The organism is Streptomyces asoensis (genome assembly GCF_016860545.1).
GTDB classification, from domain to species: domain Bacteria; phylum Actinomycetota; class Actinomycetes; order Streptomycetales; family Streptomycetaceae; genus Streptomyces; species Streptomyces asoensis.
The window spans coordinates 1,766,044-1,790,627 of the sequence record NZ_BNEB01000003.1; the positions used below are offsets into that span (position 1 = coordinate 1,766,044).

23 protein-coding genes are annotated in these 24,584 nt (G+C 71.4%); 12 read left to right on the forward strand and 11 right to left on the reverse strand.

What is annotated here, in order from left to right; all coding sequences use genetic code 11:
• The first annotated feature begins 35 nt into the window (after positions 1-35).
• From Saso_RS20540 to Saso_RS20550, 3 genes are all read left to right on the forward strand, one after another.
• Complete coding sequence (locus Saso_RS20540; protein ID WP_189926959.1) at positions 36-677, forward strand: PadR family transcriptional regulator; 642 nt, start codon at positions 36-38, stop codon at positions 675-677.
• A gap of 79 nt (positions 678-756) precedes the next feature.
• Positions 757-1,728, forward strand: a complete 972-nt coding sequence (locus Saso_RS20545) for an ATP-binding cassette domain-containing protein (RefSeq protein ID WP_189926958.1) — start codon at positions 757-759, stop codon at positions 1,726-1,728.
• Complete coding sequence (locus tag Saso_RS20550; protein ID WP_189926957.1) at positions 1,725-2,486, forward strand: ABC transporter permease; 762 nt, start codon at positions 1,725-1,727, stop codon at positions 2,484-2,486. Before Saso_RS20545 ends, Saso_RS20550 begins: the two co-directional genes overlap by 4 nt.
• A 49-nt stretch (positions 2,487-2,535) precedes the next feature.
• On the opposite strand, the gene Saso_RS20555 is transcribed toward Saso_RS20550, so the two are convergent.
• Both Saso_RS20555 and Saso_RS20560 read right to left on the reverse strand, forming a co-directional pair.
• The gene (locus Saso_RS20555; protein ID WP_189926956.1) at positions 2,536-3,942 is read right to left on the reverse strand and encodes a glutamate decarboxylase; all 1,407 of its coding nucleotides are present in this window, start codon (positions 3,940-3,942) and stop codon (positions 2,536-2,538) included.
• A gap of 29 nt (positions 3,943-3,971) precedes the next feature.
• On the reverse strand, positions 3,972-5,255 hold the full coding sequence (locus Saso_RS20560; protein WP_189926955.1) for an ion channel protein: 1,284 nt from the start codon (positions 5,253-5,255) through the stop codon (positions 3,972-3,974).
• Between the two features lie 126 nt (positions 5,256-5,381).
• Between Saso_RS20560 and Saso_RS20565 the strand changes: the two genes are divergently transcribed.
• Positions 5,382-6,143, forward strand: a complete 762-nt coding sequence (locus Saso_RS20565) for a MerR family transcriptional regulator (protein ID WP_189926954.1) — start codon at positions 5,382-5,384, stop codon at positions 6,141-6,143.
• Between the two features lie 9 nt (positions 6,144-6,152).
• On the opposite strand, the gene Saso_RS20570 is transcribed toward Saso_RS20565, so the two are convergent.
• Complete coding sequence (locus Saso_RS20570; RefSeq protein ID WP_189926953.1) at positions 6,153-6,518, reverse strand: YbjQ family protein; 366 nt, start codon at positions 6,516-6,518, stop codon at positions 6,153-6,155.
• Positions 6,519-6,660: 142 nt separating this feature from the next.
• Here Saso_RS20570 and Saso_RS20575 point away from each other — a divergent pair, with 142 nt between their 5' ends.
• The gene (locus Saso_RS20575; protein WP_189926952.1) at positions 6,661-7,680 is read left to right on the forward strand and encodes a DedA family protein; all 1,020 of its coding nucleotides are present in this window, start codon (positions 6,661-6,663) and stop codon (positions 7,678-7,680) included.
• An 86-nt stretch (positions 7,681-7,766) separates the two neighbouring features.
• Here Saso_RS20575 and Saso_RS20580 read toward each other — a convergent pair whose 3' ends face one another.
• A complete protein-coding gene (locus Saso_RS20580; RefSeq protein WP_189926951.1) occupies positions 7,767-9,428 on the reverse strand; it encodes a threonine/serine exporter family protein in 1,662 nt (553 codons plus the stop codon).
• 116 nt (positions 9,429-9,544) lie between these two features.
• Positions 9,545-10,036, reverse strand: a complete 492-nt coding sequence (locus Saso_RS20585) for an inorganic diphosphatase (RefSeq protein ID WP_007452023.1) — start codon at positions 10,034-10,036, stop codon at positions 9,545-9,547.
• A gap of 79 nt (positions 10,037-10,115) precedes the next feature.
• Here Saso_RS20585 and dacB point away from each other — a divergent pair, with 79 nt between their 5' ends.
• The 6 genes from dacB to folE all read left to right on the forward strand — a co-directional run bounded on the left by dacB (position 10,116) and on the right by folE (position 17,872).
• The gene (dacB, locus tag Saso_RS20590) at positions 10,116-11,786 is read left to right on the forward strand and encodes a D-alanyl-D-alanine carboxypeptidase/D-alanyl-D-alanine endopeptidase (RefSeq protein WP_189926950.1); all 1,671 of its coding nucleotides are present in this window, start codon (positions 10,116-10,118) and stop codon (positions 11,784-11,786) included.
• A gap of 110 nt (positions 11,787-11,896) precedes the next feature.
• Positions 11,897-13,030 (forward strand): zinc-dependent metalloprotease, encoded by a 1,134-nt coding sequence (locus tag Saso_RS20595; protein WP_189926949.1) that lies wholly within the window; start codon positions 11,897-11,899, stop codon positions 13,028-13,030.
• Positions 13,031-13,224: 194 nt separating this feature from the next.
• Positions 13,225-14,256: a tRNA lysidine(34) synthetase TilS gene (gene tilS / locus Saso_RS20600; protein ID WP_189926948.1), complete on the forward strand. Its 1,032-nt coding sequence runs from the start codon at positions 13,225-13,227 to the stop codon at positions 14,254-14,256.
• Positions 14,257-14,328: 72 nt separating this feature from the next.
• Positions 14,329-14,889 carry a hypoxanthine phosphoribosyltransferase gene (gene hpt, locus Saso_RS20605; RefSeq protein ID WP_189926947.1) on the forward strand — a complete coding sequence of 187 codons (561 nt, stop codon included), beginning with the start codon at positions 14,329-14,331 and terminating at the stop codon, positions 14,887-14,889.
• Positions 14,890-15,074: 185 nt separating this feature from the next.
• The gene (ftsH, locus tag Saso_RS20610; protein WP_189926946.1) at positions 15,075-17,114 is read left to right on the forward strand and encodes an ATP-dependent zinc metalloprotease FtsH; all 2,040 of its coding nucleotides are present in this window, start codon (positions 15,075-15,077) and stop codon (positions 17,112-17,114) included.
• A 152-nt stretch (positions 17,115-17,266) separates the two neighbouring features.
• Positions 17,267-17,872, forward strand: coding sequence for a GTP cyclohydrolase I FolE (folE, locus tag Saso_RS20615; protein WP_189926945.1), 606 nt, complete (start codon positions 17,267-17,269; stop codon positions 17,870-17,872).
• Positions 17,873-17,918: 46 nt separating this feature from the next.
• Here folE and Saso_RS20620 read toward each other — a convergent pair whose 3' ends face one another.
• The 6 genes from Saso_RS20620 to Saso_RS20645 all read right to left on the reverse strand — a co-directional run bounded on the left by Saso_RS20620 (position 17,919) and on the right by Saso_RS20645 (position 23,096).
• Positions 17,919-18,404, reverse strand: coding sequence for a DUF3180 domain-containing protein (locus Saso_RS20620; protein ID WP_189926944.1), 486 nt, complete (start codon positions 18,402-18,404; stop codon positions 17,919-17,921).
• 72 nt (positions 18,405-18,476) lie between these two features.
• Entirely contained in the window at positions 18,477-19,088 is a 612-nt protein-coding gene (folK, locus tag Saso_RS20625; RefSeq protein WP_189926943.1) for a 2-amino-4-hydroxy-6-hydroxymethyldihydropteridine diphosphokinase, read from the reverse strand.
• A complete protein-coding gene (gene folB, locus Saso_RS20630; protein ID WP_189926942.1) occupies positions 19,085-19,444 on the reverse strand; it encodes a dihydroneopterin aldolase in 360 nt (119 codons plus the stop codon). The genes folK and folB overlap by 4 nt, the downstream gene beginning before the upstream one ends.
• 276 nt (positions 19,445-19,720) lie before the next feature.
• On the reverse strand, positions 19,721-20,251 hold the full coding sequence (locus Saso_RS20635) for a nuclear transport factor 2 family protein (protein WP_189926941.1): 531 nt from the start codon (positions 20,249-20,251) through the stop codon (positions 19,721-19,723).
• The gene (gene folP / locus Saso_RS20640) at positions 20,248-21,144 is read right to left on the reverse strand and encodes a dihydropteroate synthase (protein ID WP_189926940.1); all 897 of its coding nucleotides are present in this window, start codon (positions 21,142-21,144) and stop codon (positions 20,248-20,250) included. The genes Saso_RS20635 and folP overlap by 4 nt, the downstream gene beginning before the upstream one ends.
• Before the next feature lie 140 nt (positions 21,145-21,284).
• Positions 21,285-23,096: a phosphatidylglycerol lysyltransferase domain-containing protein gene (locus Saso_RS20645; protein WP_189926939.1), complete on the reverse strand. Its 1,812-nt coding sequence runs from the start codon at positions 23,094-23,096 to the stop codon at positions 21,285-21,287.
• Positions 23,097-23,332: 236 nt separating this feature from the next.
• Here Saso_RS20645 and Saso_RS20650 point away from each other — a divergent pair, with 236 nt between their 5' ends.
• Positions 23,333-24,454 (forward strand): alpha/beta hydrolase, encoded by a 1,122-nt coding sequence (locus Saso_RS20650; RefSeq protein WP_189926938.1) that lies wholly within the window; start codon positions 23,333-23,335, stop codon positions 24,452-24,454.
• Positions 24,455-24,584 lie beyond the last annotated feature (130 nt).

The window sequence follows — 24,584 nt, forward strand, 5'->3', positions numbered from 1 at the left end:
ACGGGCACGGGTCCGCCACGCCATAACCTGGGCCCATGTCAGCGATCCGTCTTCTCGTGCTGGGCGCGGTGCGCCAGCACGGGCGGGCCCACGGCTACCAGGTGCGCGGCGACCTGGAGTACTGGGGCGCGCACGAGTGGTCCAACGCCAAGCCGGGCTCGATCTACCACGCCCTGAAGCAGATGGCCAAGCAGGGACTGCTGCGCGAGCACGAGACGGCCCCGTCCACCGCGGGCGGGCCGCCGCGTACCGAGTACGAGATCACCGAGGCCGGCACCGAGGAGTACTTCAGGCTGCTGCGCGAGGCCCTGACCTCGTACGACCAGAAGACGGACGTGAAGTCCGCGGCCATCGGCTTCATGGTCGACCTTCCGCGCGCGCAGGCCGTGTCGCTGCTGCGCGAGCGCATCCGGGGCATCGAGGAGTGGCGCTCCGCCGTCACCGGCCACTACGTCCCCGAGGACGGTCCCGAGCAGCTGGGCCACATCGGCGAGATCATGAACCTCTGGATCCACACGGCCGACGCCGAGGCCGCGTGGACCCGCGGCCTGATCGCACGGATCGAGCGGGGCGCCTACACCTTCGCGGGAGAGGGCGAACCGTTCGTCGGTGTCCTCGCGGACGGCGAGGAGAACCCTTACGCGACCGGGGAACGGCATCCAGGAGACGCTCACTAATCAAGTTTGACGACTCGCTCCGCCCGAGTTACTTTGACGGTGTAGTCAAGTTTGACTAGCGAGGAGACGGGGGACTTCCGTGACCGACGACGCGATCACCGTCGAGGGCGTGCGCAAGAGGTACGGCGGGACACGGGCACTGGACGGGCTCGGCCTCACGGTGGCCCGGGGCACCGTGCACGGGGTGCTCGGACCGAACGGGGCGGGCAAGACCACGCTGGTCAGGATCCTGTCCACGCTGCTGCGGCCGGACGGCGGCCGCGTCGAGGTGGCCGGCCACGACGTCGTGCGCCAGGCCCGCGAGGTCCGCGCGCGCATCGGCCTGCTCGGCCAGCACGCGGCCCTCGACGAGGAACTCGGCGGCCGGCAGAACCTGGAGATGTTCGGCCGGCTCCACCACCTGGGCGCCCGGCACGCGCGCGTACGCGCGGGCGAACTCCTGGAGCGCTTCGGCCTCACCGACGCGGGCCGCAAGCCGGTGCGCGCCTACAGCGGAGGCATGCGCCGCCGCCTGGACCTGGCCGCGTCGCTCATCGGCGACAGAAACGGCAACGGGCCCCAGGTGCTCTTCCTGGACGAGCCGACCACCGGCCTGGACCCCCGCGGACGCGCCGAGGTCTGGTCCGCGGTCCGCTCGCTGGTGGGCGGCGGGACGACGGTCGTGCTCACCACCCAGTACCTGGAGGAGGCCGACCAGCTCGCCGACCGCATCAGCGTCGTCGACCGGGGCCGCGTGATCGCCGGCGGGACGGCGGACGAGCTGAAGGCGCTGACGGGCGGTGACCGCATCGACGTCGTCCTGCGCGACGCCGCCCTGCTCGGCACGGTCGTCGCGCTGCTCCCCCTGCCGGAGCGGGACATCACCGTCGACCCCGACCGCCGTCTGCTCAGCGCCCCGGTCACCGACCGCATGGCCGCCCTCTCCGGGGTCGTCCGGGCCCTGGAGGCGGCCGGCGTCGAGGCGGAGGACGTGGCCCTGCGCCGCCCCACGCTGGACGAGGTGTTCCTGCACCTGACCGGACAGGACGACCGTACGAAGGAGGCCGTGTGAGGACGTACGCGCTGACCGATTCCTGGACCATGACCCGGCGTGAACTCGCCCACTGGGCCCGGCAGCCCGGCCGGCTGGTCGTCGGGCTCGTCTTCCCGGTGATGCTGCTGCTGATGTTCGGCTACCTGGTCGGCGGCGGCCGGGGGGTGAGCGGCGACTACCTCGACTACCTGATGCCCGGCATGCTCGCGCTCACCATGGCCTTCGGCCTGGAGGGCACGATGCTGGCCGTCACCCAGGACCTCGACAAGGGGGTCGTCGACCGGTTCCGCTCCCTGCCGATGGCCGACGGCGCGGTCCTGGTGGGCCGTTCCGCGGCCGACATGCTCCAGTCGGCGGTGGGCCTGGCCGTCCTGATCGTGATGGGCCTGGCGCTCGGCTGGCGTCCCCAGGGCGGACCGGGCGCCTTCCTGGGCGCCGTGGGCCTGCTGCTGCTCTTCCGCTTCGCGATGCTCTGGATCGGCATCCAGCTGGCCCTGGTGGCCGGGAAACCGGAGATGGTGCAGGCCGTGCAGATCCTGGTCTGGCCCGTCGGCTTCTTCTCCAACGCCCTGGCCGCGCCCGAGTCCATGCCCGGCTGGCTCGGCACGGCCGTCGCGTGGAACCCGATGTCCCGGACGGCGACGGCCGTGCGCGAACTGTTCGGCGGCCCGGGTGCCGACCCGGGCCACCTGTGGGCGGCCGTCGCCTGGCCGGTGGCCCTGCTGGCGGTCTTCTTCCCGCTGGCGGTGCGGAAGTTCGCCCGCATGAGCCACTGAACCGACGGCCCGCACGCTCCCGACGCGGCCCCGGGGTGTCGGACACCCCCTAGTGGTGGAACCCGGTCGCCGCGCTCTTGTCCCGGGTGTGCGGGCCCGACTGCCTGCGCAGTTCGGGCAGGAGCCGGGACAGGTCCTCCAGGAACAGGTCGGCGAGGTCCTCCGAGAACCCGTTGCGGCACACGACCCGCAGCACGGACAGGTCCTCCCGGTGGGGCGGGAAGGTGTACGCGGGCACCAGCCACCCGCTTTCCCGCAGCCGCCGGGAGACGTCGAAGACGTCGTACGAGTCCACGCCCGGCGCCGTCGTGAAGGCGAACACCGGCAGCTCGTCTCCCCGGGTGAGGAGCCGGAAGTCGCCGAGCGCCTCCACGCGGTCGGCCATGCTGCGGGCCACGTCCCGTGTGGTCTGCTGCACCGCGCGGTATCCCGAACGCCCCAGTCGCAGCAGCGTGTAGTACTGCGCGACGACCTGGGCGCCCGGCCGGGAGAAGTTGAGGGCGAAGGTCGGCATGTCGCCGCCCAGGTAGTTCACCCGGAAGACGAGCTCCTCCGGCAGCGCCTCCTTGTCGCGCCACAGCGCCCAGCCGACGCCCGGGTACACCAGCCCGTACTTGTGCCCCGAGGTGTTGATGGACGTCACGCGCGCGAGGCGGAAGTCCCACACCAGGTCCTCGTCCAGGAAGGGGGCGATCATCGCGCCGGACGCGCCGTCGACGTGCACCGGGACGTCGAGGCCGGTGCGCTCCTGGAGGGCGTCGAGGGCCGCGCACAGGTCGGCGATCGGCTCGTAGGACCCGTCGAAGGTGGAACCGAGGATGCCGACGACCCCGATGGTGTTCTCGTCGCACAGCTCGGCCGCGGCCTGCGGGTCGAGGTGGAAGCGCTCGCCCTCCATGGGGACCAGACGGGCCTCGACCTCCCAGAAGTTGCAGAACTTCTCCCAGCAGACCTGGACGTTGACGCCCATCACCAGGTTCGGCCGGGCGCCCGGGTAGCGGTCGGCGTTGCGCTGCGCCCACCGCCGCTTCAGCGCCATGCCGGCGAGCATGCACGCCTCGCTGGACCCGGTCGTCGAACAGCCCACGACCGCCGACGGGTCGGGCGCGTTCCACAGGTCGGCGAGCATCGCCACGCAGCGCCGCTCCAGCTCGGCGGTGCGCGGGTACTCGTCCTTGTCGATCATGTTCTTGTCCCGGCACTCCGCCATGAGGATGCCGGCCTGCGGCTCCATCCAGGTGGTGACGAACGTGGCCAGGTTGAGCCGCGAGTTGCCGTCGAGCATCAGCTCGTCGTGCACCAGCTGGTACGCCGCCGACGGGGGTGTCGGGCCGTCCGGCAGTCGGTGCTTGGGCGGCGCCTCGATCATGCCGCTGACCGGATCGGCCTCACCGTAGAAGGGGTTCACGGACAGCGGGCGCTCGTCGGACTCGGCGTGACCTTTGTGCAACGGCATGGATTGCCTCCTGAAGGATCGAACGGGTGTCAGCGGACCGAAGTTCCGTCCTCGCGCAACTGCATCTGCGGACGCCCCGTCACCAGCAGCCAGGCCGGCAGCGAGGCGATGCAGAGCAGGGCGATGACCGAGGCCGAGGCGACGAGGACGGCGGCGACGAACAGGCTCACCCAGCCCTGCCGGGTGATGGCCAGGAGAACGCCCAGGACACCGGCCGCCACGCCCACCGACGGGTGGACGCCCGACACGAGCGCGTGGGCGGTGAGCCCCAGGGCGGAGCCCACGAACACGGCGGGGAAGATCCGGCCGCCCCGGAAGCCGCAGGACGCGGCGACGAGCAGCGCGGTCAGCTTCACCACCGTCATCGTGGCGAACTGTCCGGCCGTCCAGCCGTCGGGATCCGCAGCGAGCTCCCCGACCTCGTCCAGCCCCTTGAAGAGCGTCAGATGGCCGCCCAGGGCCCCCAGCAGGCCCAGCACGACCCCGCCGGCGGGCAGCGCCAGCATCGGGTGCCGCAACCACCCGAAGGCGCGGTGGACGTACGGGAACGCGCGGACGGCGCACATGGCGAGCAGCGCGCCCACCGAGGCGACCACGACCGCCGCCAGCATGTCCCCCCAGCCGGGCGTGCCGAGTGCGGGCAGGTCCAGGTCGAAGGTCGGATGGGCCACCAGGGTGATCGTCATCGAACCGGCCGAGGCGGCCACCAGCGGAGCGAAGACGTTGTCCCACAGCGGGCCCTCGCTCTGCCGTCCCGCCAGCGCCTCCGAGATCAGCAGCGCCGCCGCCACCGGCGTGCCGAACAGCGCGCCGATCGTCGCCGCCTCGGCGAGCACCACCCACAGCGGGCCCGGCGCCCGCGGCAGCAGCCGGCCGCCGAGCCACACGGCCAGGCCCACGTTCACGGCGATGATCGGGTTCTCCGGACCGAGGCTCGGGCCGCCCGCCAGCATCAGCGCCGTGGCGAGCAGCAGGCCGGGGAGGACCCCCGGCGGCAGCACGCGCGCGTCCAGCCCCATCGTCGCGGGCTCGGGGCCCGCGTGCCCGGGCACCTTCCACACCACGAGCCCCACCAGCACCCCTGTCCCGGTGAGCACGACCATCATCCAGAACACCGAGTACCGCCCCACGCCCAGCGCGTCCGGCAGGTCCTGCCACAGCACGTCCTCCAGCTGCTCGGCCGCCCCCTCCACCAGCAGGAGCAGCAGGCTCGCCAGCACGCCGACGGCGAGTGCGGGCAGGATCACCGGCAGCAGGGCACGTGCCGGTGTCGCCGGAACGGTGTGCTTGTGCCGTGCGGTGTCCTGGGCCACGGGCTCACGATAAGCGGGCAAATCGGACATGACATCCGGACGGGATGCGGAGCGGCCGCACCGGCCTTGCACCTCACGCGACGTGAGGACGCACGGTGGGCGGACAACCAGAAGGGAGCGGACGAAGTGAGCTACTCCGTGGGACAGGTCGCCGGGTTCGCCGGTGTCACGGTGCGCACCCTGCACCACTACGACGACATCGGCCTGCTCGTGCCCGGCGGACGCAGCCACGCGGGGCACCGGCGCTACGACGACGCCGACCTCGACCGGTTGCAGCAGATCCTGTTCTACCGGGAGCTCGGCTTCCCGCTCGAGGACGTCGCGGCCCTGCTCGACGATCCGGCGGCCGACCCGCGCGCGCACCTGCGCCGCCAGCACGAACTGCTGACCGCCCGGATCGCCCGGCTCGAGAAGATGGCCGCGGCCGTGGAACACGCCATGGAGGCACGCGAGATGGGCATCAACCTCACGCCCGAGGAACGGTTCGAGGTCTTCGGCGACAAGGACCCGGAGCAGTACGCCGAGGAGGCGGAACAGCGCTGGGGCGGCACCGAGGCCTACGCGGAGTCGCAGCGCCGCGCCGCCCGCTACACCAAGGACGACTGGACACGCATGCGGGACGAGGTCGCCGACTGGGGGGCCCGCTACGAGGGCCTCATGACCGCCGGCGAGCCGCCCACCGGTGAGGCGGCCATGGACATGGCCGAGGAACACCGCCAGCACGTCGGCAGGTGGTTCTACGACTGCCCGTACGAGACGCACCGGGGCCTGGGGGAGCTGTACGTCTCGGACGAGCGCTTCAAGGCGTTCTACGACGCGATGCACCCGGGCCTCGCCGTGCACCTGGAGGAGGCGATCAGGGCGAACGCGGCCCGGCGGACGGCGTAGCGGTGGCGGTCAGTCGCGGACCAGGACCACCGCGGTGCCGTACGCGCACACCTCGGTGCCCAGGTCCGCGGCCTCCGTCACGTCGAAGCGGAACATCAGCACACCGTTGGCTCCACGCGCGCGTGCCTGCTCGACGAGCCGTTCCATCGCCTGGTTGCGGGTCTCCACGAGGGTCTTCGTCAGCCCCTTCAGCTCTCCGCCGATCATGGACTTGAGGCCCGCGCCGATCTGGCTGCCCAGATGTCGCGAGCGCACGGTCAGCCCGAAGACCTCCCCGATGACCTGCTCGACCCGGTACCCGGGGACGTCGTTGGTGGTGACGACCAGTACGTCCGGCTGGGGGCCCTGCCCGCCGCCGTAGTCTTCGATACCCATGGCTCACAGCTTCGTCGCAGCGGGCGCACAGTGCATCCCGGAGACCCGCGTGGAACCTGGGGCGGACGCATTCCGTTGATAGCTTTGTCCGGCTGCACCATGGACGCCGTTCCTCACCCCCACCCCTCAGGAGCCCGGAACCGTGACGACGATCGCCCTCGGACCGAGCTGGCTGGACCCCAACTACCTGCTCGACACCTTCGGTCTCTGGGGCCTGCTGCTCATCGTCTTCGCGGAGTCCGGCCTGCTCATCGGGTTCTTCCTGCCGGGCGACTCCCTGCTGTTCACGGCGGGTCTGCTGATCACCTCGAACCAGCTGGACTTCCCGCTGTGGGGCGCCGTGGCGCTGATCTGCGTGGCCGCGATCCTGGGCGACCAGGCGGGCTACATGTTCGGCAAGAAGGTCGGACCGTCGCTGTTCAACCGGCCCGACTCCCGCCTCTTCAAGCAGGAGAACGTCACCAAGGCGCACGAGTTCTTCGAGAAGTACGGCCCCAAGTCCCTGGTCCTGGCCCGCTTCGTGCCCATCGTGCGCACCTTCACGCCGATCATCGCCGGCGTCAGCGGCATGCGGTACCGCTCCTTCCTGCTCTTCAACGTCATCGGCGGCGTGCTGTGGGGCGCGGGCGTCACCCTGCTGGGGTCCTGGCTGGGCAACATCGACTTCGTCAAGAAGAACATCGAAGCGATCCTCATCCTGATCGTGCTGATCTCCGTGGTCCCGATCGCCATCGAGTTCCTGCGCGCCCGCTCGAAGTCCAAGAAGAACCCGCCGCAGGCCCCCGAGGAGCCGCGGCAGCGGGTCCACCAGCAGCAGCCCCCGGTCATGGACGACGCGACGACCCAGCTCCGCCGGATCGACCGGCACGAGCCGCAGTACGACCCGCAGCACCCGTACGGCGGCCAGGGCCACGACCAGCGCGGCCACCAGGGCGGTCACCAGGGCGACGGCCAGGACGGCGCGTACCAGGGCAGGCAGCACGGCGGCCCGTACCAGGGCGGGCAGCAGGGCCACCGCGACGACCACTACAGCCCGCAGCAGTACCCGCAACAGCAGCAGTACCCCCAGGAGTGGCAGCAGCAGCCGCAACAGCAGCACCAGCAGCAGCCGTACGGCGCCCAGCACAACGGCCAGTACCCCCACGACAACCAGGGCTACTGAACCGGGGCCGCCGAACACCAGGGCCGACTGAACACCGGGGCTGCTGAAAGCCCGTCGAGGGGCGCCGGAAGGCGCCCCTCGCGCCGTCAGAAGCCGCGCGTCCGCTTGGCGGCCCGCCGCTTCTCCGGGGAACCGATCCGCAGGAACAGCCGGGACACCTCGGAGCCCAGGTTCACGCCGATGGCGATGGCCATCGCCAGTGCCGCGGCCTTGGTGATCGACACCAGCCCGGCGTCGACCTCGTTCTGCGCGATGGCCAGCAGTCCGAAGTAGGTCGCCGAACCCGGCAGCAGCGGACCGATCGCGGCGGTCGTGTAGGGCAGCGCGGAAGCGAACCGGTAGCGCGCGAGCAACTGCCCGAACAGCCCCACCACTCCGGCCGCCACCGCGGTGGAGGCGACGGGCGAGATATCGCCCGCGTAGCGCATCGCCCCGTACACCGACCAGGCGACACCGCCGTTGAGCGTCACGGCGAGCACGGTGGACCGTTCCTGCTGCAACAGCACGGCGAACGTCAGCGACAGCAGCATCGACGCGCCGATCTGCCACAGCGGCCGCTTGGTGACGCCGAGGGCCGCGTCGGGGTTGAGATGGGCGCCGAGCTGCACACCGACGTAGAGCATCACCAGCACCCCGGCGACGATGCCCACGAAGAAGTACATGACCTCCAGCAGACGCGCGGCGGCCGTGATGTAGAAGCCGGTCAGACCGTCCTGCACGCCCGCGACGAGCGCCCGTCCGGGCAGCAGGGCGAACAGCCCACCGGTGATGACCGCGGACGCCTTCACGTCGACGTCCGCCAGCGTCAGCGTGATGCCGATCGCGGCCGGCGGCATCGCGGCGACCAGGAACTGGTAGAACTCCGGCAGCCCGCGCCCCGCGCAGAGCCACGCCAGCCGGTCACCGAGCATCGCGCCGAGCGCGGCCGCCACGAACACGACCAGGTCACCGCCGACCAGCACCGAGGCCGCGCCGGCGAGCAGCCCGCTCGCCGAGGTCAGCACCCAGGTCGGGTAGGGGTGCCGGTTGCGGCGCATCTCCGCGAGCCGCCGGTAGGCCTCCTCCAGCGAGAGGTGGCTCTCCGGGTCGCTCAGATCGTCCACGAGCCGGAAGACCGCCGCCAGACGCGTGTAGTCGGTGCCCCGGCGGCGCACCGTCCGGGACGCCGTCACCGGATCCTCCACCAGGGACGGCTGGTACGAGATCGACAGCAGCGTGAAGGTGACGTTCGGTTCGCAGCGGTCGAGTCCGTAGGAACGGCAGACCGCGAACATCGCGGCCTCCACGTCCTCGGCGCCCTCGCCGCCCGCGAGGAGCAGCTCGCCGATGCGCAGCGTCAGGTCGAGCACGCGCGGGACGGCGGGGCCGCCCTCCTCCGCCTTGGGCCCCGCCTCGGGGGCGGGCCGCTCGGCGACCGGCATCCGCAGCATCGTGCGCATCCGGTCCTGCCAGGGGAGGTCCTTGGTCAGACTCACCACCGGCATGCCCTCGGCCGGGGTGAAGGCCACGGGCGCCTGACGGGCGCTGTACGTGCTGGGCAGGCTGAACGCCGATCCCTCGCCCTCGGCCGAGGCCGGCGGCGCCACTTCCAGGCCGTCCGGGACGGCGAACTCCGACGTGGTCTCCGGCTCACCGCCGGTTCTGGGAACGGCCAGCCCCGCCGGCAGGGCGAACTCGGACGTGATCTCGGGGTCGAAGACACTCCTCGCCTCGTCCGACTGCGGTTTGCGGTACTCCGCCTCCGACACTCAGCAACGCTCCCTGAACGACACCTTCCGTGGGCCTCAGTATGCGCACAGACGCGCGAGAGGGCCGCACGCGCACGCGTACGGCCCTCTCCACGGCGTCAGGCGCCGGCGGTGCCTCAGTGGCCGCCCTGGTCCTTGAAGCGCTTGTAGGACCGCTCGATCTCGGCCTCGGCGTCGGTCCGGCCGACCCAGTCGGCGCCCTCGACGGACTTGCCGGGCTCCAGGTCCTTGTAGACCTCGAAGAAGTGCTGGATCTCCAGACGGTCGAACTCCGACACGTGGTGGATGTCCCGCAGGTGCTCCACGCGCGGGTCGGTCGACGGGACGCACAGCAGCTTGTCGTCGCCGCCGGCCTCGTCGGTCATCCGGAACATGCCGATCGCGCGGCACCGGATGAGGCAACCCGGGAAGGTCGGCTCGTCCAGGATGACCAGCGCGTCCAGCGGGTCGCCGTCCTCGCCGAGGGTGTTCTCGACGAAGCCGTAGTCGGTCGGGTAGGCGGTCGAGGTGAAGAGTCGACGGTCCAGGCGGATCCGACCGGTCTCGTGGTCCACCTCGTACTTGTTCCGCGAACCCTTCGGGATCTCGATCGTGACGTCGAACTCCACCGGTGGCTCCTCCATGATCAACACATAGTTCTGGTGGTTAAGTGTCCCTCACGCTGCTGTGTGATCGCGAAAGGGGCTGGTGTTCGTGCCAGAGCTGAGGCCTTGGCGGGCCGCGAGACCCCATCTGGTGCGGGTCACGGACGCCGTACGACCGCGTCTGGCACGGGCCGCAGGGATCGTACGGCCTCGTCTCGCGCGCGTGGCCGCCGCCGCGAAGCCGCAGGCCGCACGGTTCGCACAGGTCGCGAAGCCGCAGCTCGAGCGGATCACGAAGGCCGGTCCGAACGCCAGGTCGTGGCAGTACACCGCGGGTGCGGCGACCGCCGGACTGGCACTGGCCGCCGGTGTGGTGACCGCCGCCGGTCCCTGGGACTCCACCGGTCAGCGTACGGCGGAGCGGGACCGGGCCGCCGCCCTGGCACAGGCGGGTGGCACAGATCACGGCCGTAAGGGCGATACGTCCGGTACGTCCGAGGCGCCCGGCAGCGCGGCCGGGGCGCCGAAGCCCGCGCCGAGCGCCGCGTCCGTCCTCGCGGGCCTCGGCGGCGCCACCGGCACCGTGAAATCCGCCCCGGCGGCCCTGCCGACCGGTACCGGCCTCGCGGGCGTCCTGGGCCCCCTCCTGGACGATCCGGCCCTCGGCGCCCGGCAGACCGCCGTGGTCGTCGACGTGGCCACCGGCAAGCGGCTCTACGCCGCGGGGGCCGACCAGGCGCTGACCCCCGCCTCCACCACGAAGATCGCCACCGCGGTCGCCGCGCTCTCCGCGATGGGCGGCGAGCACCGCTTCACCACGCGCGCCGCGCTGGAGTCCGACACGAAGGAACTCGTCCTCGTCGGCGGCGGCGACCCCACCCTGACGGCCCGTGCGGGCACCGGGGGATGGGCCGACCTGCGCACGCTCGCCGCCCGGACCGCCGCCGCCCTGAAGAAGAGCGGCCTCACCCGGGTGACGCTGTCCTACGACACGACGCTCTACGCCGGGAGCCGGATTCACCCCATCGGGGTCAACCCCAACCTCGCCCCCGTCACCCCGCTGTCCGCCGACGAGGGCCGCACCGACGGTTCCACCAGCGGCCCGGCCGCCCGCGTGGACGATCCGGCGGCCGACGCGACCCGCACGTTCGCCGGGTTCCTGAAGAGCGCCGGCATCACGACCTCGGCGCCAGGCCCCTCCAAGGCCACCACGCGCGCGAAGACCCTCGCCACGGTCTCCTCGCCCCCGCTGTCCGCCCTGGTCGAACGCATGCTCACCAACAGCGACAACGACATCGCCGAGGCCCTCGCCCGCCAGACGGCCGTCGCGACCGGCGTGCGCGCCGACTTCGCGGGCGGCGGCCGGGCCGTCCAGGCGCAGCTGAAGAAGCTCGGACTGCCGCTGACCGGTGTCCGGGTCAAGGACGGCAGCGGCCTCGACCGCCAGGACCGGCTCACCGCGAACCTCCTGACGGCCCTTCTGGTCAAGGCCGGTGACCCCGGCCGCCCCGAACTGCGCCCCGTGCTCACCGGTCTGCCCGTCGCCGGCTTCACCGGTACCCTCACCAGCCGCTACACCGAAGGGGCGGCCGGCGTGGTGCGCGCCAAGACCGGCACCCTGACCGGCGTGAACACCCTCGCCGGTACGGTCGTCGACCGGGACGGCCGCCTCCTGGCGTTCGCGCTCCTGGCCGCCGACACGACGGATCCGGCGGCGGCCCAGGCGGCGTTGGACCGCGCCGCCACGGCGCTGGCGGGGTGCGGCTGCCGCTGAGCGGGCCCGGCCCGGCACCCCCGAGCCGTCCCCGGCTCCCGACCCTGACATCTCCCTGACCGCTCCCGCGCGGCCTGCCCCCGAGGGCGGCGCTCACGTACGGTTGACGCATGACGAGCATCGGTGGCGCTGCTTCTGCGGGGATGGTCGACTGGAATCTGGCGGTCGCGACAGCGACCCGGCTCGTGCGGCCGGGACCCGAGGTCAGCCGTGACGAGGCCCGTGCCGTCGTCGCGGAACTGCGCCGGCACGCCAAGGCCTCCGAGGGACACGTCCGGGGCTTCACCCGGATGGGCACCGAGGACACCCACGACACCCCGATCCTGGTGGTCGACCGCCCCGGCTGGGTGCGGGCGAACGTGGCGGGTTTCCGCGAGATCCTCAAGCCGCTCCTCGACAAGATGCAGGAACGGCGCGGCAACACCCCCGGCGGCGCGATGCTCGGGGCCGTCGGCGGCAAGGTGACCGGTGTCGAGCTGGGCATGCTGCTGTCGTTCCTGTCCTCCCGGGTCCTCGGCCAGTACGAGACGTTCGCCCCCGCCACCCGCGAGCTGCCCGCCGGAACCCAGGGCGGCGGCCGGCTGCTTCTCGTCGCGCCGAACATCGTCCACGTGGAACGCGAACTCGACGTGGACCCGCACGACTTCCGGCTGTGGGTGTGCCTCCACGAGGAGACCCACCGCACCCAGTTCTCCGCCGTCCCCTGGCTGCGCGACCACCTCGAGGGCGAGATCCAGTCGTTCCTGGGCGAGACCGACGTCGACCCCATGACGTTCCTGGAGCGGGTGCGCGACGCCGCCCAGTCCCTCGCCGGCGGCAGGCCCGAGGGCGAGGAGGACGACGGCGGCCGTTCCCTGGTCGAACTCGTCCAGACGCCCGCCCAGCGGGAGATCCTCGCGCGCCTCACCGCCGTGATGTCCCTCCTGGAGGGACACGCCGACTTCGTGATGGACGGAGTGGGCCCCGAAGTCGTGGGCTCCGTCGCCGAGATCCGCGAGAAGTTCCAGCAGCGCCGCGCCAAGGGCGCCTCCCGCCTGGACATCGCGCTGCGCAGGCTGCTGGGCCTGGACGCCAAGCTCAAGCAGTACCGGGACGGCGAGCGCTTCGTGCGCGGAGTCGTGGACCAGGTCGGCATGGACGGCTTCAACCGCGTCTGGACCTCCCCGAACACACTTCCGACCAAGGCCGAGATCGCGAAGCCGGCCGACTGGGTCGCGCGGGTGCACCGCAAGGCCGAGTCGTGAACCCGCGAGCAGAGCGGTGGACCGAATCCGGCCGTCGGCAGGAGAACGCCCCTTCAATCACCCGTCCGAGGGACCGTGAGGTCCCGGTAGGCGTGCAATGCTCGGGGAACGCCCCGGTTCTGTCACCATCTACACACTCTGAGTGACCGAACCCTCGGGCTCACCCCCGAAAACTTCATGAAGGGAACCGGACAGTGGGTCCCCATCCTGCGGTCGCGGCGATACGCCTGGCGGTCCGCCGCGTACTTCACGACATCCTCAACGACCGACCCGCCCCCGAGGCGGACCCGCACGAGCGACCGGCAGCGCCGCTCGTGCTCGTGGCGTGCTCCGGCGGCGCCGACTCCATGGCCCTCGCCTCCGCCCTCGCCTTCGAGGCGCCCCGGCTCGGCATCCGGGCCGGCGGTGTCACCGTCGACCACGGCCTCCAGCCCGGCTCCGGCCTGCGCGCCGAAGAAGTCGTCCTCCGCCTGCGCGAACTCGGCCTCGATCCCGTGGAGGCCACCGCGGTGACCGTCGGCCGCGAGGGCGGACCCGAAGCGGCCGCCCGCGACGCCCGCTACGCCGCCCTCGACGCCGCCGCGGAACGGCACGGCGCCTGCGCCGTCCTGCTCGGCCACACCCGCGACGACCAGGCCGAGACCGTCCTGCTCGGCCTCGCCCGCGGATCCGGCATCCGCTCGCTGTCCGGGATGGCGGCCGTCTCCGGGGGCCCCGGCGCCGCCCGCCGCTACCGCCGCCCCTTCCTCCAGCTCGACCGGCAGACCGCCCGCAAGGCGTGCATGGTCCAGTCCCTGCCCGTCTGGGACGACCCGCACAACGCCGACCCGGCCTACACCCGCTCCCGGCTGCGCCACGAGGGCCTGCCGGCGCTGGAGAAGGCCCTCGGCAAGGGCGTCGTCGAAGCACTCGCCCGTACGGCCCAGCTCTCCCGTGACGACGCCGACGCGCTGGACGCCTGGGCGGGCCAGGCCGAGTCCTCCGTACGGGACGCCGCCGGACTGCTGGAGTGCGCCAAGCTCTACGCGCTGCCGCCCGCCGTACGCCGCCGGATCCTGCGCCGTGCCGCCATCGAGGCGGGCGCTCCGGCCGGTTCCCTCTTCGCCCGGCACATCGAGGAGGTCGACCGGCTGATCACGGGCTGGCGCGGCCAGGGGGTCATCAATCTCCCCGGCAAAGTCGTGGCTCAGCGCCAGGGTGGCAGACTGGTGATTCGGCAAGGCTGAATCCGGGCCCTCCGGCAGGACCGCTGACGTGGTCGTGGGCGGTCCCGGTGGCCGCTGGGACAACCGAAAGTGATGCGGGTGGACGCGAAAGACATGGGCACCGACCTCAAAGAGGTGCTCATCACCAAGGAAGAGATCGACGCGAAGCTGGCCGACCTGGCAGCGAAGATCGACGCGGAGTACGCGGGCAAGGACCTGCTCATCGTCGGCGTCCTCAAGGGCGCGGTGATGGTCATGGCCGACCTCGCCCGGGCGCTGTCCACCCCTGTCACGATGGACTGGATGGCCGTGTCGTCCTACGGCGCGGGCACCCAGTCCTCCGGTGTGGTGCGGATCCTCAAGGACCTCGACACCGACATCAAGGGCAGGCACGTCCTGATCGTCGAGGACATCATCGACTCCGGCCTGACGCTGTCCTGGCTGCTGTCGAACCTCGGCTCGCGCGAGCCCGCCTCCCTCAAGGTGTGCACGCTGCTGCGCAAGCCCGAGGCCGCCAAGGTGGCCATCGACGTCGAGTGGGTGGGCTTCGACATCCCCAACGAGTTCGTCGTCGGCTACGGCCTCGACTACGCCGAGAAGTACCGCAACCTCCCGTTCGTCGGTACGCTCGCGCCCCACGTCTACGGCGGCTGAACCCGAAGGGCCCAACCCCCGTACGAAGATCGGGAACCCCGGCGGGCCTCGCGCCGTTAAGGCATGCAGACGGGTGCGACAGCCGTCCCGTGCGGCTTTGCGTGACGAAGCTGGGGTACCGTCAGAAGAACTGTCTTATCAAACTCACTATGGCAGGAGGGACGGGGCGACACCGCTCCGTATGGATGGACGTGAAGCGATACTTCCGTGGGCCGGTCATGTGGATCGTGCTGGCCGTCCTTGCCGTGGTCGTGTTGATGCAGGTCGTCGGCTCGTCCGGCGGCTACAAGACGGTGGACACCGGCCAGGTCATTGCAGCGATCAACGACAACAAGGTCGAGTCGGCCAAGCTCACCACCGGTGACGAGCAGACCATCAAGGTCACGCTCAAGGACGGCGAGAAGGTCAAGGACAGCTCGAAGATCCAGGCGAGCTACATCGGCGACCAGGGCGTGACCATTGCGAACACGCTGCAGACCAAGTACCAGGACAAGCAGATCCCGGACGGGTACACAGTCTCGCCGACGAAGCAGAACGCCTTCGTCGGGATCCTGCTGTCCCTGCTCCCCTTCGTCCTCATCGTGGTCGTCTTCCTGTTCCTGATGAACCAGATGCAGGGCGGCGGCTCCCGGGTCATGAACTTCGGGAAGTCCAAGGCCAAGCTCATCACCAAGGACACCCCGAAGACGACGTTCGCCGACGTGGCGGGCTCCGACGAGGCCGTCGAGGAACTGCACGAGATCAAGGAGTTCCTCCAGGAGCCGGCGAAGTTCCAGGCCGTCGGCGCCAAGATCCCCAAGGGCGTACTCCTGTACGGCCCGCCCGGTACCGGCAAGACGCTCCTCGCGCGCGCCGTGGCCGGCGAGGCGGGCGTCCCCTTCTACTCGATCTCCGGTTCCGACTTCGTCGAGATGTTCGTCGGTGTCGGTGCCTCCCGGGTCCGTGACCTCTTCGAGCAGGCCAAGGCGAACGCCCCGGCGATCGTCTTCGTCGACGAGATCGACGCGGTCGGCCGCCACCGCGGCGCCGGCCTCGGCGGTGGTCACGACGAGCGCGAGCAGACGCTGAACCAGCTGCTCGTCGAGATGGACGGCTTCGACGTGAAGGGCGGCGTGATCCTCATCGCCGCCACGAACCGCCCCGACATCCTCGACCCCGCGCTGCTGCGCCCCGGCCGTTTCGACCGTCAGATCGCGGTCGACCGCCCGGACATGCAGGGCCGTCTGGAGATCCTCAAGGTCCACCAGAAGGGCAAGCCGGTCGCCCCGGACGTCGACCTGTCGGCCGTCGCCCGTCGCACCCCCGGCTTCACCGGCGCGGACCTGTCGAACGTGCTGAACGAAGCGGCGCTCCTCACGGCGCGCAGCGAGAAGAAGCTCATCGACAACCACTCGCTGGACGAGGCCATCGACCGCGTCGTGGCGGGCCCGCAGAAGCGGACCAGGATCATGTCGGACAAGGAAAAGAAGATCACCGCGTACCACGAGGGCGGCCACGCCCTGGTCGCGGCGGCCTCGCCGAACTCCGACCCGGTCCACAAGATCACGATCCTGTCGCGCGGACGGGCCCTCGGCTACACGATGGTCCTGCCGGACGAGGACAAGTACTCGACCACGCGCAACGAGATGCTCGACCAGCTGGCGTACATGCTGGGTGGCCGCGCCGCCGAGGAACTGGTCTTCCACGACCCGACCACCGGTGCCGCGAACGACATCGAGAAGGCCACCGCGACGGCCCGCGCGATGGTCACGCAGTACGGCATGACCGAGCGTCTCGGTGCGATCAAGTTCGGTGGCGACAACACCGAGCCGTTCCTGGGCCGGGAGATGTCGCACCCGCGTGACTACTCGGAAGAGGTCGCCGCGCTGGTCGACGAAGAGGTCAAGAAGCTGATCGAGACCGCGCACAACGAGGCCTGGGAGATCCTGGTAGAGAACCGCGACGTCCTCGACCAGCTGGTGCTCCAGCTGCTGGAGAAGGAGACGCTGAACAAGGAGCAGATCGCCGAGGTCTTCGCTCCGATCGTCAAGCGTCCGCCCCGGCCCGCCTGGACCGGCTCCTCGCGGCGTACGCCGTCCACCCGTCCGCCGGTGCTCTCCCCCCGGGAGCTCGCACTGACGAACGGCGCGAACGGCGCCACGCCGGCCATCTCCACGGCGAAGACCACCGCGGTGGAGTCCACCCCGGTGACCGAGCCGGCCCCGGAGGACCGCCCCGAGAGCTGACCGGCTCCCGGTGCCCCCCATCAGGCCCGGAATGGATGCCGCGCCCCCCAGGTTCTAGCCTGGGGGGCGCGGCATTTCCGTCTGATGCTCTCCCCTGCCGCACATGAGGCGCGTGAACCGCATGCGCGACCCGCAAAGGAACGAGGCACCTGATGACCGACCCCGTGACGCTGGACAGCGACGGCTCCATCGGCGAGTTCGACGAGAAGCGCGCCGAGAACGCCGTACGCGAGCTGCTGATCGCTGTCGGGGAGGACCCGGACCGCGAAGGACTGCGGGAGACACCGGCCAGGGTCGCGCGGGCCTACCGGGAGATATTCGCGGGTCTGTGGCAGCAGCCGGAGGACGTGCTGACCACGACGTTCGACCTGGGGCACGACGAGATGGTCCTGGTGAAGGACATCGAGGTGTTCAGCACCTGCGAGCACCATCTGGTGCCGTTCCGGGGGGTCGCCCACGTCGGCTACATCCCGTCCACCTCCGGGAAGATCACCGGCCTGTCCAAGCTGGCCCGTCTCGTGGACGTGTACGCCCGCCGCCCGCAGGTGCAGGAACGTCTCACCACGCAGATCGCCGACTCCCTGATGGAGATCCTGGAGCCGCGCGGAGTGATCGTCGTCGTGGAGTGCGAGCACATGTGCATGTCCATGCGGGGCATCCGCAAGCCCGGTGCCAAGACCATCACCTCGGCGGTGCGCGGTCAGCTGCGCGACGCGGCGACCCGCAACGAGGCGATGAGCCTGATCATGGCGCGCTGACACCGGTACGCCGGCCCCGTCTTCGGCCGGTACGCGCACAGGGGTGTCAGGCCGGTGACGCGGCTCCCTTGTCCTGGTCGTCGTCCTCGGGGAGCTTGCAGACGCGCTCCAGGAAGATGGCCGCGGCTATGACCGCGATGCCCGCCAGCACCGAGAAGCCGGCGTAGATGGCCTGGTCGCGGCGGGCGGGGATGTCGAGGGACTCCAGCAGGTAGACACCCGTGCCGCCGTACATGCCGGAGACGAGGGCGGCCACCAGGGCACTGGACTGGCCGAACACGACCGCGCGGGCCGCCATCAGGGGGTCGACGCCCTTGGCCTCGGGGCGGCGCTCGCGCTGGGCCTTGAGACGGGCGCGCAGCGACAGCGCGGTGGCCGTCAGGACCACGGCGATCAGGGCGAGGACGATGGGCGCGGCCAGCGGGACGCTGGGAAGGGTCCCGACGGCGCTCCACAGCCGGGCCCCGGCCCAGGACAGGATCGCGGCCACGCCGAACACGCCGGCCAGCACCCTGATGCGCAGCTCTTTCACGGTGTCCCTTCAACTCCCCCGAGCCCGCGGGCACGGACATCCCGCGGGCAGTGGTCCTGTCGACCTTAACGACTACTCGGGCAGGTGGAGTTCCAGGTCCTTGCGCGCCGCCACACCCTCGCGGGTGACGGTGTCGAGCAGGCCGGCGACCGAGCCGCGGCCCGGCAGCTGCGCCTCGGGCTCCACGTCGTGCCAGGGGGCGAGCACGAAGGCGCGTTCGTGGGCGCGGGGGTGCGGGAGCGTGAGGTGCGGGTCGTCGTCCACGACGTCGGCGTACGCGACGATGTCGACGTCGAGGGTGCGCGCGCCCCAGCGTTCCTCCCGTACCCGGTGGAAGGCCTCCTCGACCGCGTGCGCCCGCTCCAGCAGCGAGGACGGCGGGAGGGTCGTCTTCAGCAGGACCACCGCGTTGAAGTACGACGGCTGGCTGCCGGGCTCGACGCCCCACGGCTCCGTCTCGTACACCGGGGAGACCGCCTTGATACGGACCCCGGGGGTGTCCTCCAGGGCGTCGATGGCGCCCTGGAGGGTCTCCAGGCGGTTGCCGAGGTTGGAGCCGAGCGAGATCACGGCCCGTTTGGGGTTGTGCAGCGTGGTGTCGGCGGCGTCGACCTGCTCGACGACGGAGGCGGGTACCGGCTGGACGGTCGGGTCGCTCTGACCTCCGGTGATGAACGCGGTCATACTCGGCTCCGGGTGATCGTGACGGTGACGTCGTCGAAGGGGACGGTGATCGGCGCGTCCGGCTTGTGGAGGCAGACCTCGACCTCCTGGACCCCTTCGTGCTTCAGACAGGCCTGGGCGATGCGCTCGGCGAGCGTCTCGATGAGGTCGACGGGGTCGCCCTGGACGACGGCGACGACCTCCTCCGCGACGATGCCGTAGTGCACGGTCTTCGCCAGGTCGTCGTCGGCCGCGGCCGGTCGGGTGTCCAGGCTCAGCACGAGGTCCACGATGAAGGTCTGGCCCTCTTCGCGTTCCTTGGGGAACACGCCGTGGTACCCGCGGGCCTTCAGGCCGCGCAGCGCGACACGATCCACGCGAATCACTCCGTCAGTCGTCGGTATGGGCCGGTGCGTGCCAGGTGCGGGCGGCACCCCGGCCTCGAACGAATCTACCCGCGAGCACCGGCAGACCCGGCCTCCGACCGTGGCGGCACGGGACGGGGACAGGACTGTTCACCGGGTGTTTCCCCGGGGGAGCCCGGCGGCTCAAGGGCTGGTAGCCGCCCCTACCCACAGGTCGTGATTCCAACCACTTCTTGCTCCCTGTGGGTCGCCGGGGCCTCGCGTCCTCTCCCGCGGTCCGCCCACCCGCTAGGCGGGTCCGTCCTCGCCCTCGGAGTCGTCGGGGTTGCCGGGGGCGTCGGACTCGTCGTTCTCCGTCAGCACCGGGGAGGCGTGGTGGGACCACAGCTTCCAGCCGTCGGAGGTGCGGCGGAACACGTTCGTGGCGACCACCAGCTGGCCGACGAGCGGCCCGAGCTCCTCGCCGTCGTCGGGGGCGGGGCCCCCGCTGAGGATGTTCTCGGTGCAGTTCACCAGCGCGGTGTCGCCGGTGACGGAGACATGGACGTCGGTGAGGAAGAACTGGATGTAGTCGGTGTTCGCCATGATCAGCGCGTACGACCGCAGCACCTCGCCCCGCCCGGTCAGCACGGGCCAGCCGGGGTGCACGCAGGAGACGACGCCGACGTCCGCGGGGTCGTGGTAGGTCTCGTCGACGCCCAGGTCGGCCGGGGTGAGCCAGAGCGCGGAGACCCCGTCGAAGTCGCCCCGTTCCAGCGCCTCGTAGAAGGCCGTGTTGGCGGCCTCGACCTGTTCGACGTCCGTGTGGGGGGCGCTCACCGGGCTCCCTCCGCGCCGGGCGCGGCGTCGTCCTCGCGCGCCCCTTGCACGGCGCGCGCGACCCGTACCGCGTCCGCCGTGGCGCGCACCTCGTGCACGCGGACCGCCCACGCGCCTGCCTGGGCGGCGAGCGCGGAGACGGCGGCGGTCGCCGCGTCGCGTTCGCGGGCGGGCGGCGGCGCGCCCTGCGGGCCGGCCAGGACGCGGCCGAGGAACCGCTTGCGGGAGGCGGCCACCAGCAGCGGGTACCCGAGGGCGTGCAGCCGGTCCAGGTGGGCCAGCAGGGAGAGATCGTGGTCGGCCTCCTTGGAGAAGCCGAGCCCGGGGTCGACGACGACGCGGTCGGGGGAGATGCCGCCCGCCAGGACGGCGTCCACGCGCGCGTGCAGTTCGTCCACGACCTCGGCGACGACGTCCGCGTAGGCCCCAGCGACGTTGCCGCCCTCCAGGAAGCCGCGCCAGTGCATGACGACGAAGGGGGCGCCCGCGTCCGCCACGGCCGGGATCATCGCCGGGTCGGCGAGGCCGCCGCTGACGTCGTTGACGAGGGCCGCGCCGGCGGCGAGGGCCTGCGCGGCGACCGAGGCGCGCATGGTGTCCACGGACACGGTGACGCCCTCGGAGGCGAGGCCGCGGACCACCGGGATGACCCGGCGCAGCTCCTCGGACTCGTCGACCCGGCTGGCACCGGGTCGGGTGGACTCACCGCCGACGTCCACGAGGTCGGCGCCCTCGGCGACGAGATGGAGGCCGTGCTTGACGGCGGCCGTCGTGTCGAACCAGCGGCCGCCGTCGGAGAAGGAGTCGGGGGTCACGTTGACGACTCCCATGACCGCGCAGCGGTCCCACTCCGGAAGGCCGACGACGCGCCCGCGTCCGCTCTGCTTGCTCATGCGTTCAGCGTAGGCCCAGGACGGAACCGTGCCGTGGCACGGCCCGGGAGGAGGCCCCAGGGCTGGGAGGGGGCGGGGCCGCCACCCGGGCCGCTCCCGGCGGTGCGGGCCCGGAGCGTGCCGGACCGGCCCCGCCGGGGCTATGCCGCCCGTACGTCCCGCTCCGCGACCGTGTGCGCACACACGCGTGCCGCCTTGGAGCGCCGGCGCAGGAAGCGCGGCAGGGGCAGGGCGAGATTGACGAAGCCTTCGGCCTGCATGGCCGCGAAGCCGATGCGGGGAAGGTCGCCGGAGGCCCGGTAGACGACGAAGCGGGGCTCCCAGCGCGGCTGGAACTTGGCGTTGAACTTGTACAGCGACTCGATCTGGAACCAGCGCGAGAGGAACACGAGCAGTCCGCGCCAGGCCCGCAGCACCGGGCCGGCGCCGATCTTCTCGCCGCGGGCCAGTGCCGAGCGGAACATGGCGAAGTTCAGCGACACGCGCGTGATGCCGAACTTCGGGGCGGCCTGGAGCGCGGCCACGATCAGCAGTTCGTTCATGCCCGGGTCGGCCGAGCGGTCGCGGCGCATCAGGTCGAGGGACGCGCCGTCCGGGCCCCAGGGCACGAAGTGCAGGATCGCCTTCAGATCGCCGTACTCGCCGGGGACCTCGTCGGCCTTGTGGGCGGTGGCGATCAGGCAGTCCCCGTCGGAGGGGTCGCCGACACGGCCGAGGGCCATGGAGAAGCCCCGCTCGGTGTCGGTCCCGCGCCAGTCCTCGGAGGCCAGCCGGATGCGCTCCAGCTCGCCCTCGCCGAGGTCACGGACGCGCCGGACCCGGGTCTCGTAACCGGCGCGTTCGATGCGCTTGACCATTTGGCGCACGTTGCGCATCGCGCGGCCGGCCAGGGAGAAATCCGCCACGTCCACCACCGCCTCGTCGCCCAGTTCGAGGGCGTCGAGTCCGGTCTCACGGGTCCAGACCTCGCCGCCGGTCTCCGAGCAGCCCATGACGGCGGGCGTCCAGGAGTGGGCCTTGGCCTCGTCCATGAAGCGTTCGATGGCGCCGGGCCAGGCCTCGACGTCGCCGATGGGGTCACCGCTGGCGAGCATCACGCCGGAGACGACGCGGTAGGTGACCGCGGCCTTGCCGCTGGGGGAGAAGACCACCGCCTTGTCGCGACGCAGCGCGAAGTGGCCGAGGGAGTCGCGGCGGCCGTGCTTGTCCAGCAGGGCCCGCAGGCGCACCTCGTCGTCCTCGGTGAGGCGGGCGGCCGGGTGCTCGGGGCGGAAGGCCAGGTAGATCGTGGTGACCGCGGTGATCCAGCCGAGCGCGCCGAGGGAGAAGGCGACGGTCCACGAGGTGTTGCCCTGGTAGTCGACCGGGCCCTCGAAGCCGAAGAGGCCGTACAGGACGTGCGTAATGCGATCGGCCAGGCTCGGGTCGCCGATCATGCGCCGCGGGTGGACGCTGACGATGATCAGTCCGAGACCGAGGGAACCGGCGCCCATGAGGACGAAGTTGGCGAGCGCGCGCCAGCGGCTGCGCGGATCCGGCAGCGCCGCGAACTGGTCGCGGTGCAGCAGCAGGGGAACGAGGAGCGCGACCGAGATCAGCGCGCCCACGATCGAGTGCCGGTACACGAACTGGGCCACCGCGCCCGCCGGGAGCAGGACCACCGCCGCGCGCCACGCGCGCCGCTTGCCGCGCCTCAGGCCGTGGGCGAGCAGCAGCAGCAGGACGCCGGCACTGAGGGACAGCGCCGCCGCGAAGGGTCCGAACGAGCCGGGCAGCACCTCGGCGAAGGTGTGCATACGGCTGTGCCTGAAGCGCGGGAAGACGCCTCCGGCGACATCCAGCAGGCCCACGAGGGCACAGGCCCGGGCGACCAGGCCGGGGACGGACTCGGGGCGCGGACCTCGCACTATCTGCCGCACCCGGCTTGATCGGTGCGGAACCCCGCCCGACATTTCCCCATCTTGAGTGACAGACATCGCATCCCGTAGTTCCGCGAGAGACCTTGGACCCGGGCCCGATTCGGGCATCCGGCGACATTGCGCCCTCTAGGACGGTGTCTTGGGGAGAGAGGTTCACTCATCTCTTCAAAGCCACTGAAAAGGCCAAGGAAAGTCCGGGACAAGCCCTCGCGAAGGAGCCGGGGGGAGCGGGCGGGATCCCGGACGGAGAGCAGGCAGGAAACCACCGCATGGGTCTCACTAGCGACAAAACGCTGCTGCTGTCAGTGCTGTTCGCCTTACTGCTGTTCGTCGGCACGGTGTGGCTGTGGCCACGTCTGGCGCGCAGCGGCTGGCGGGCCGTCGGCGGGCGGATCGGCCTGCTGCTGGCCACCCAGCTGATGCTCTTCGCGTCGGTGGGGCTGGCCGCCAACCAGGCGTTCGGCTTCTACGCGAGCTGGGCGGACCTGTTCGGCAAGGAGACCGACCAGGGCGTGGTCGTCGACCACGCGGCGGGCGGCGCGCCCGCCGGGCCGCTGCGGGTGCTCGACACCCGCCGCGTGGACGGCGGCGGGCGTCCGCGCTTCGCCGGTCAGATCCAGAAGGTCGCCGTCGACGGTCCCACGACACACATAGCCACGCCCGCGTACGTGTATCTGCCGCCGGAGTACTTCGACCCCCGGTACCGCACGCGCACGTTCCCCGCGACCGTCGTCCTGACGGGGTACCCCGGCACGGCGCAGGCGCTCGTGGACAAGCTGCACTACCCGCGCACCGCGCGCCAGCTCGCCGAGGACGGGCGCATGCAGCCGATGATCCTTGTGATGCTGCGGCCGACCGTGGCGCCGCCGCGGGACACGGAGTGCGTGGACATCCCGGGCGGCCCGCAGACCGAGACGTTCTTCGCCAAGGACCTGACGGACGCCGTGACGGCCCACTACCGGGTGGGCAGGAAGCCCGGCAGCTGGGGCATCATCGGGGACTCCACGGGCGGCTACTGCGCGCTGAAGCTGGCGATGCACCACCCGGAGGTGTACGCGGCGGGCGCGGGGCTCTCGGCGTACTACAAGGCGCCGTCGGACCCGACCACCGGCGACCTCTTCCACGGCAACGCGACCCTGCGCAACGAGGCGGATCTGCTCTGGTTTCTGAAGAATCGTTCCGCTCCGGACACCTCCCTGCTGATCACCAGCAGCAAGTCCGGTGAATCCAACTACCGGGCGACCCAGAAGTTCATAGGGCTCGCGAAGGCCACGGGCACGACCAGGATCTCGTCCATCATCCTGGAAAGCGGCGGGCACAACTTCAACACATGGCGGCGCGAGATCCCCCCGGCGCTCCAGTGGATCAGCGGACGGCTGAGCGCGCGGTGACGGGCTCCGGGCCGTGGTGGATCCCGGGCCCGGGGCAGGCGCCAGGCGGGCTCGGGGGCAGGCGGGGGCGGGTGCAGGGGCGGGCAGGGGGCGGGGGCGGGGTGCGTACGGGGCGGGTGCCGGTGATGCG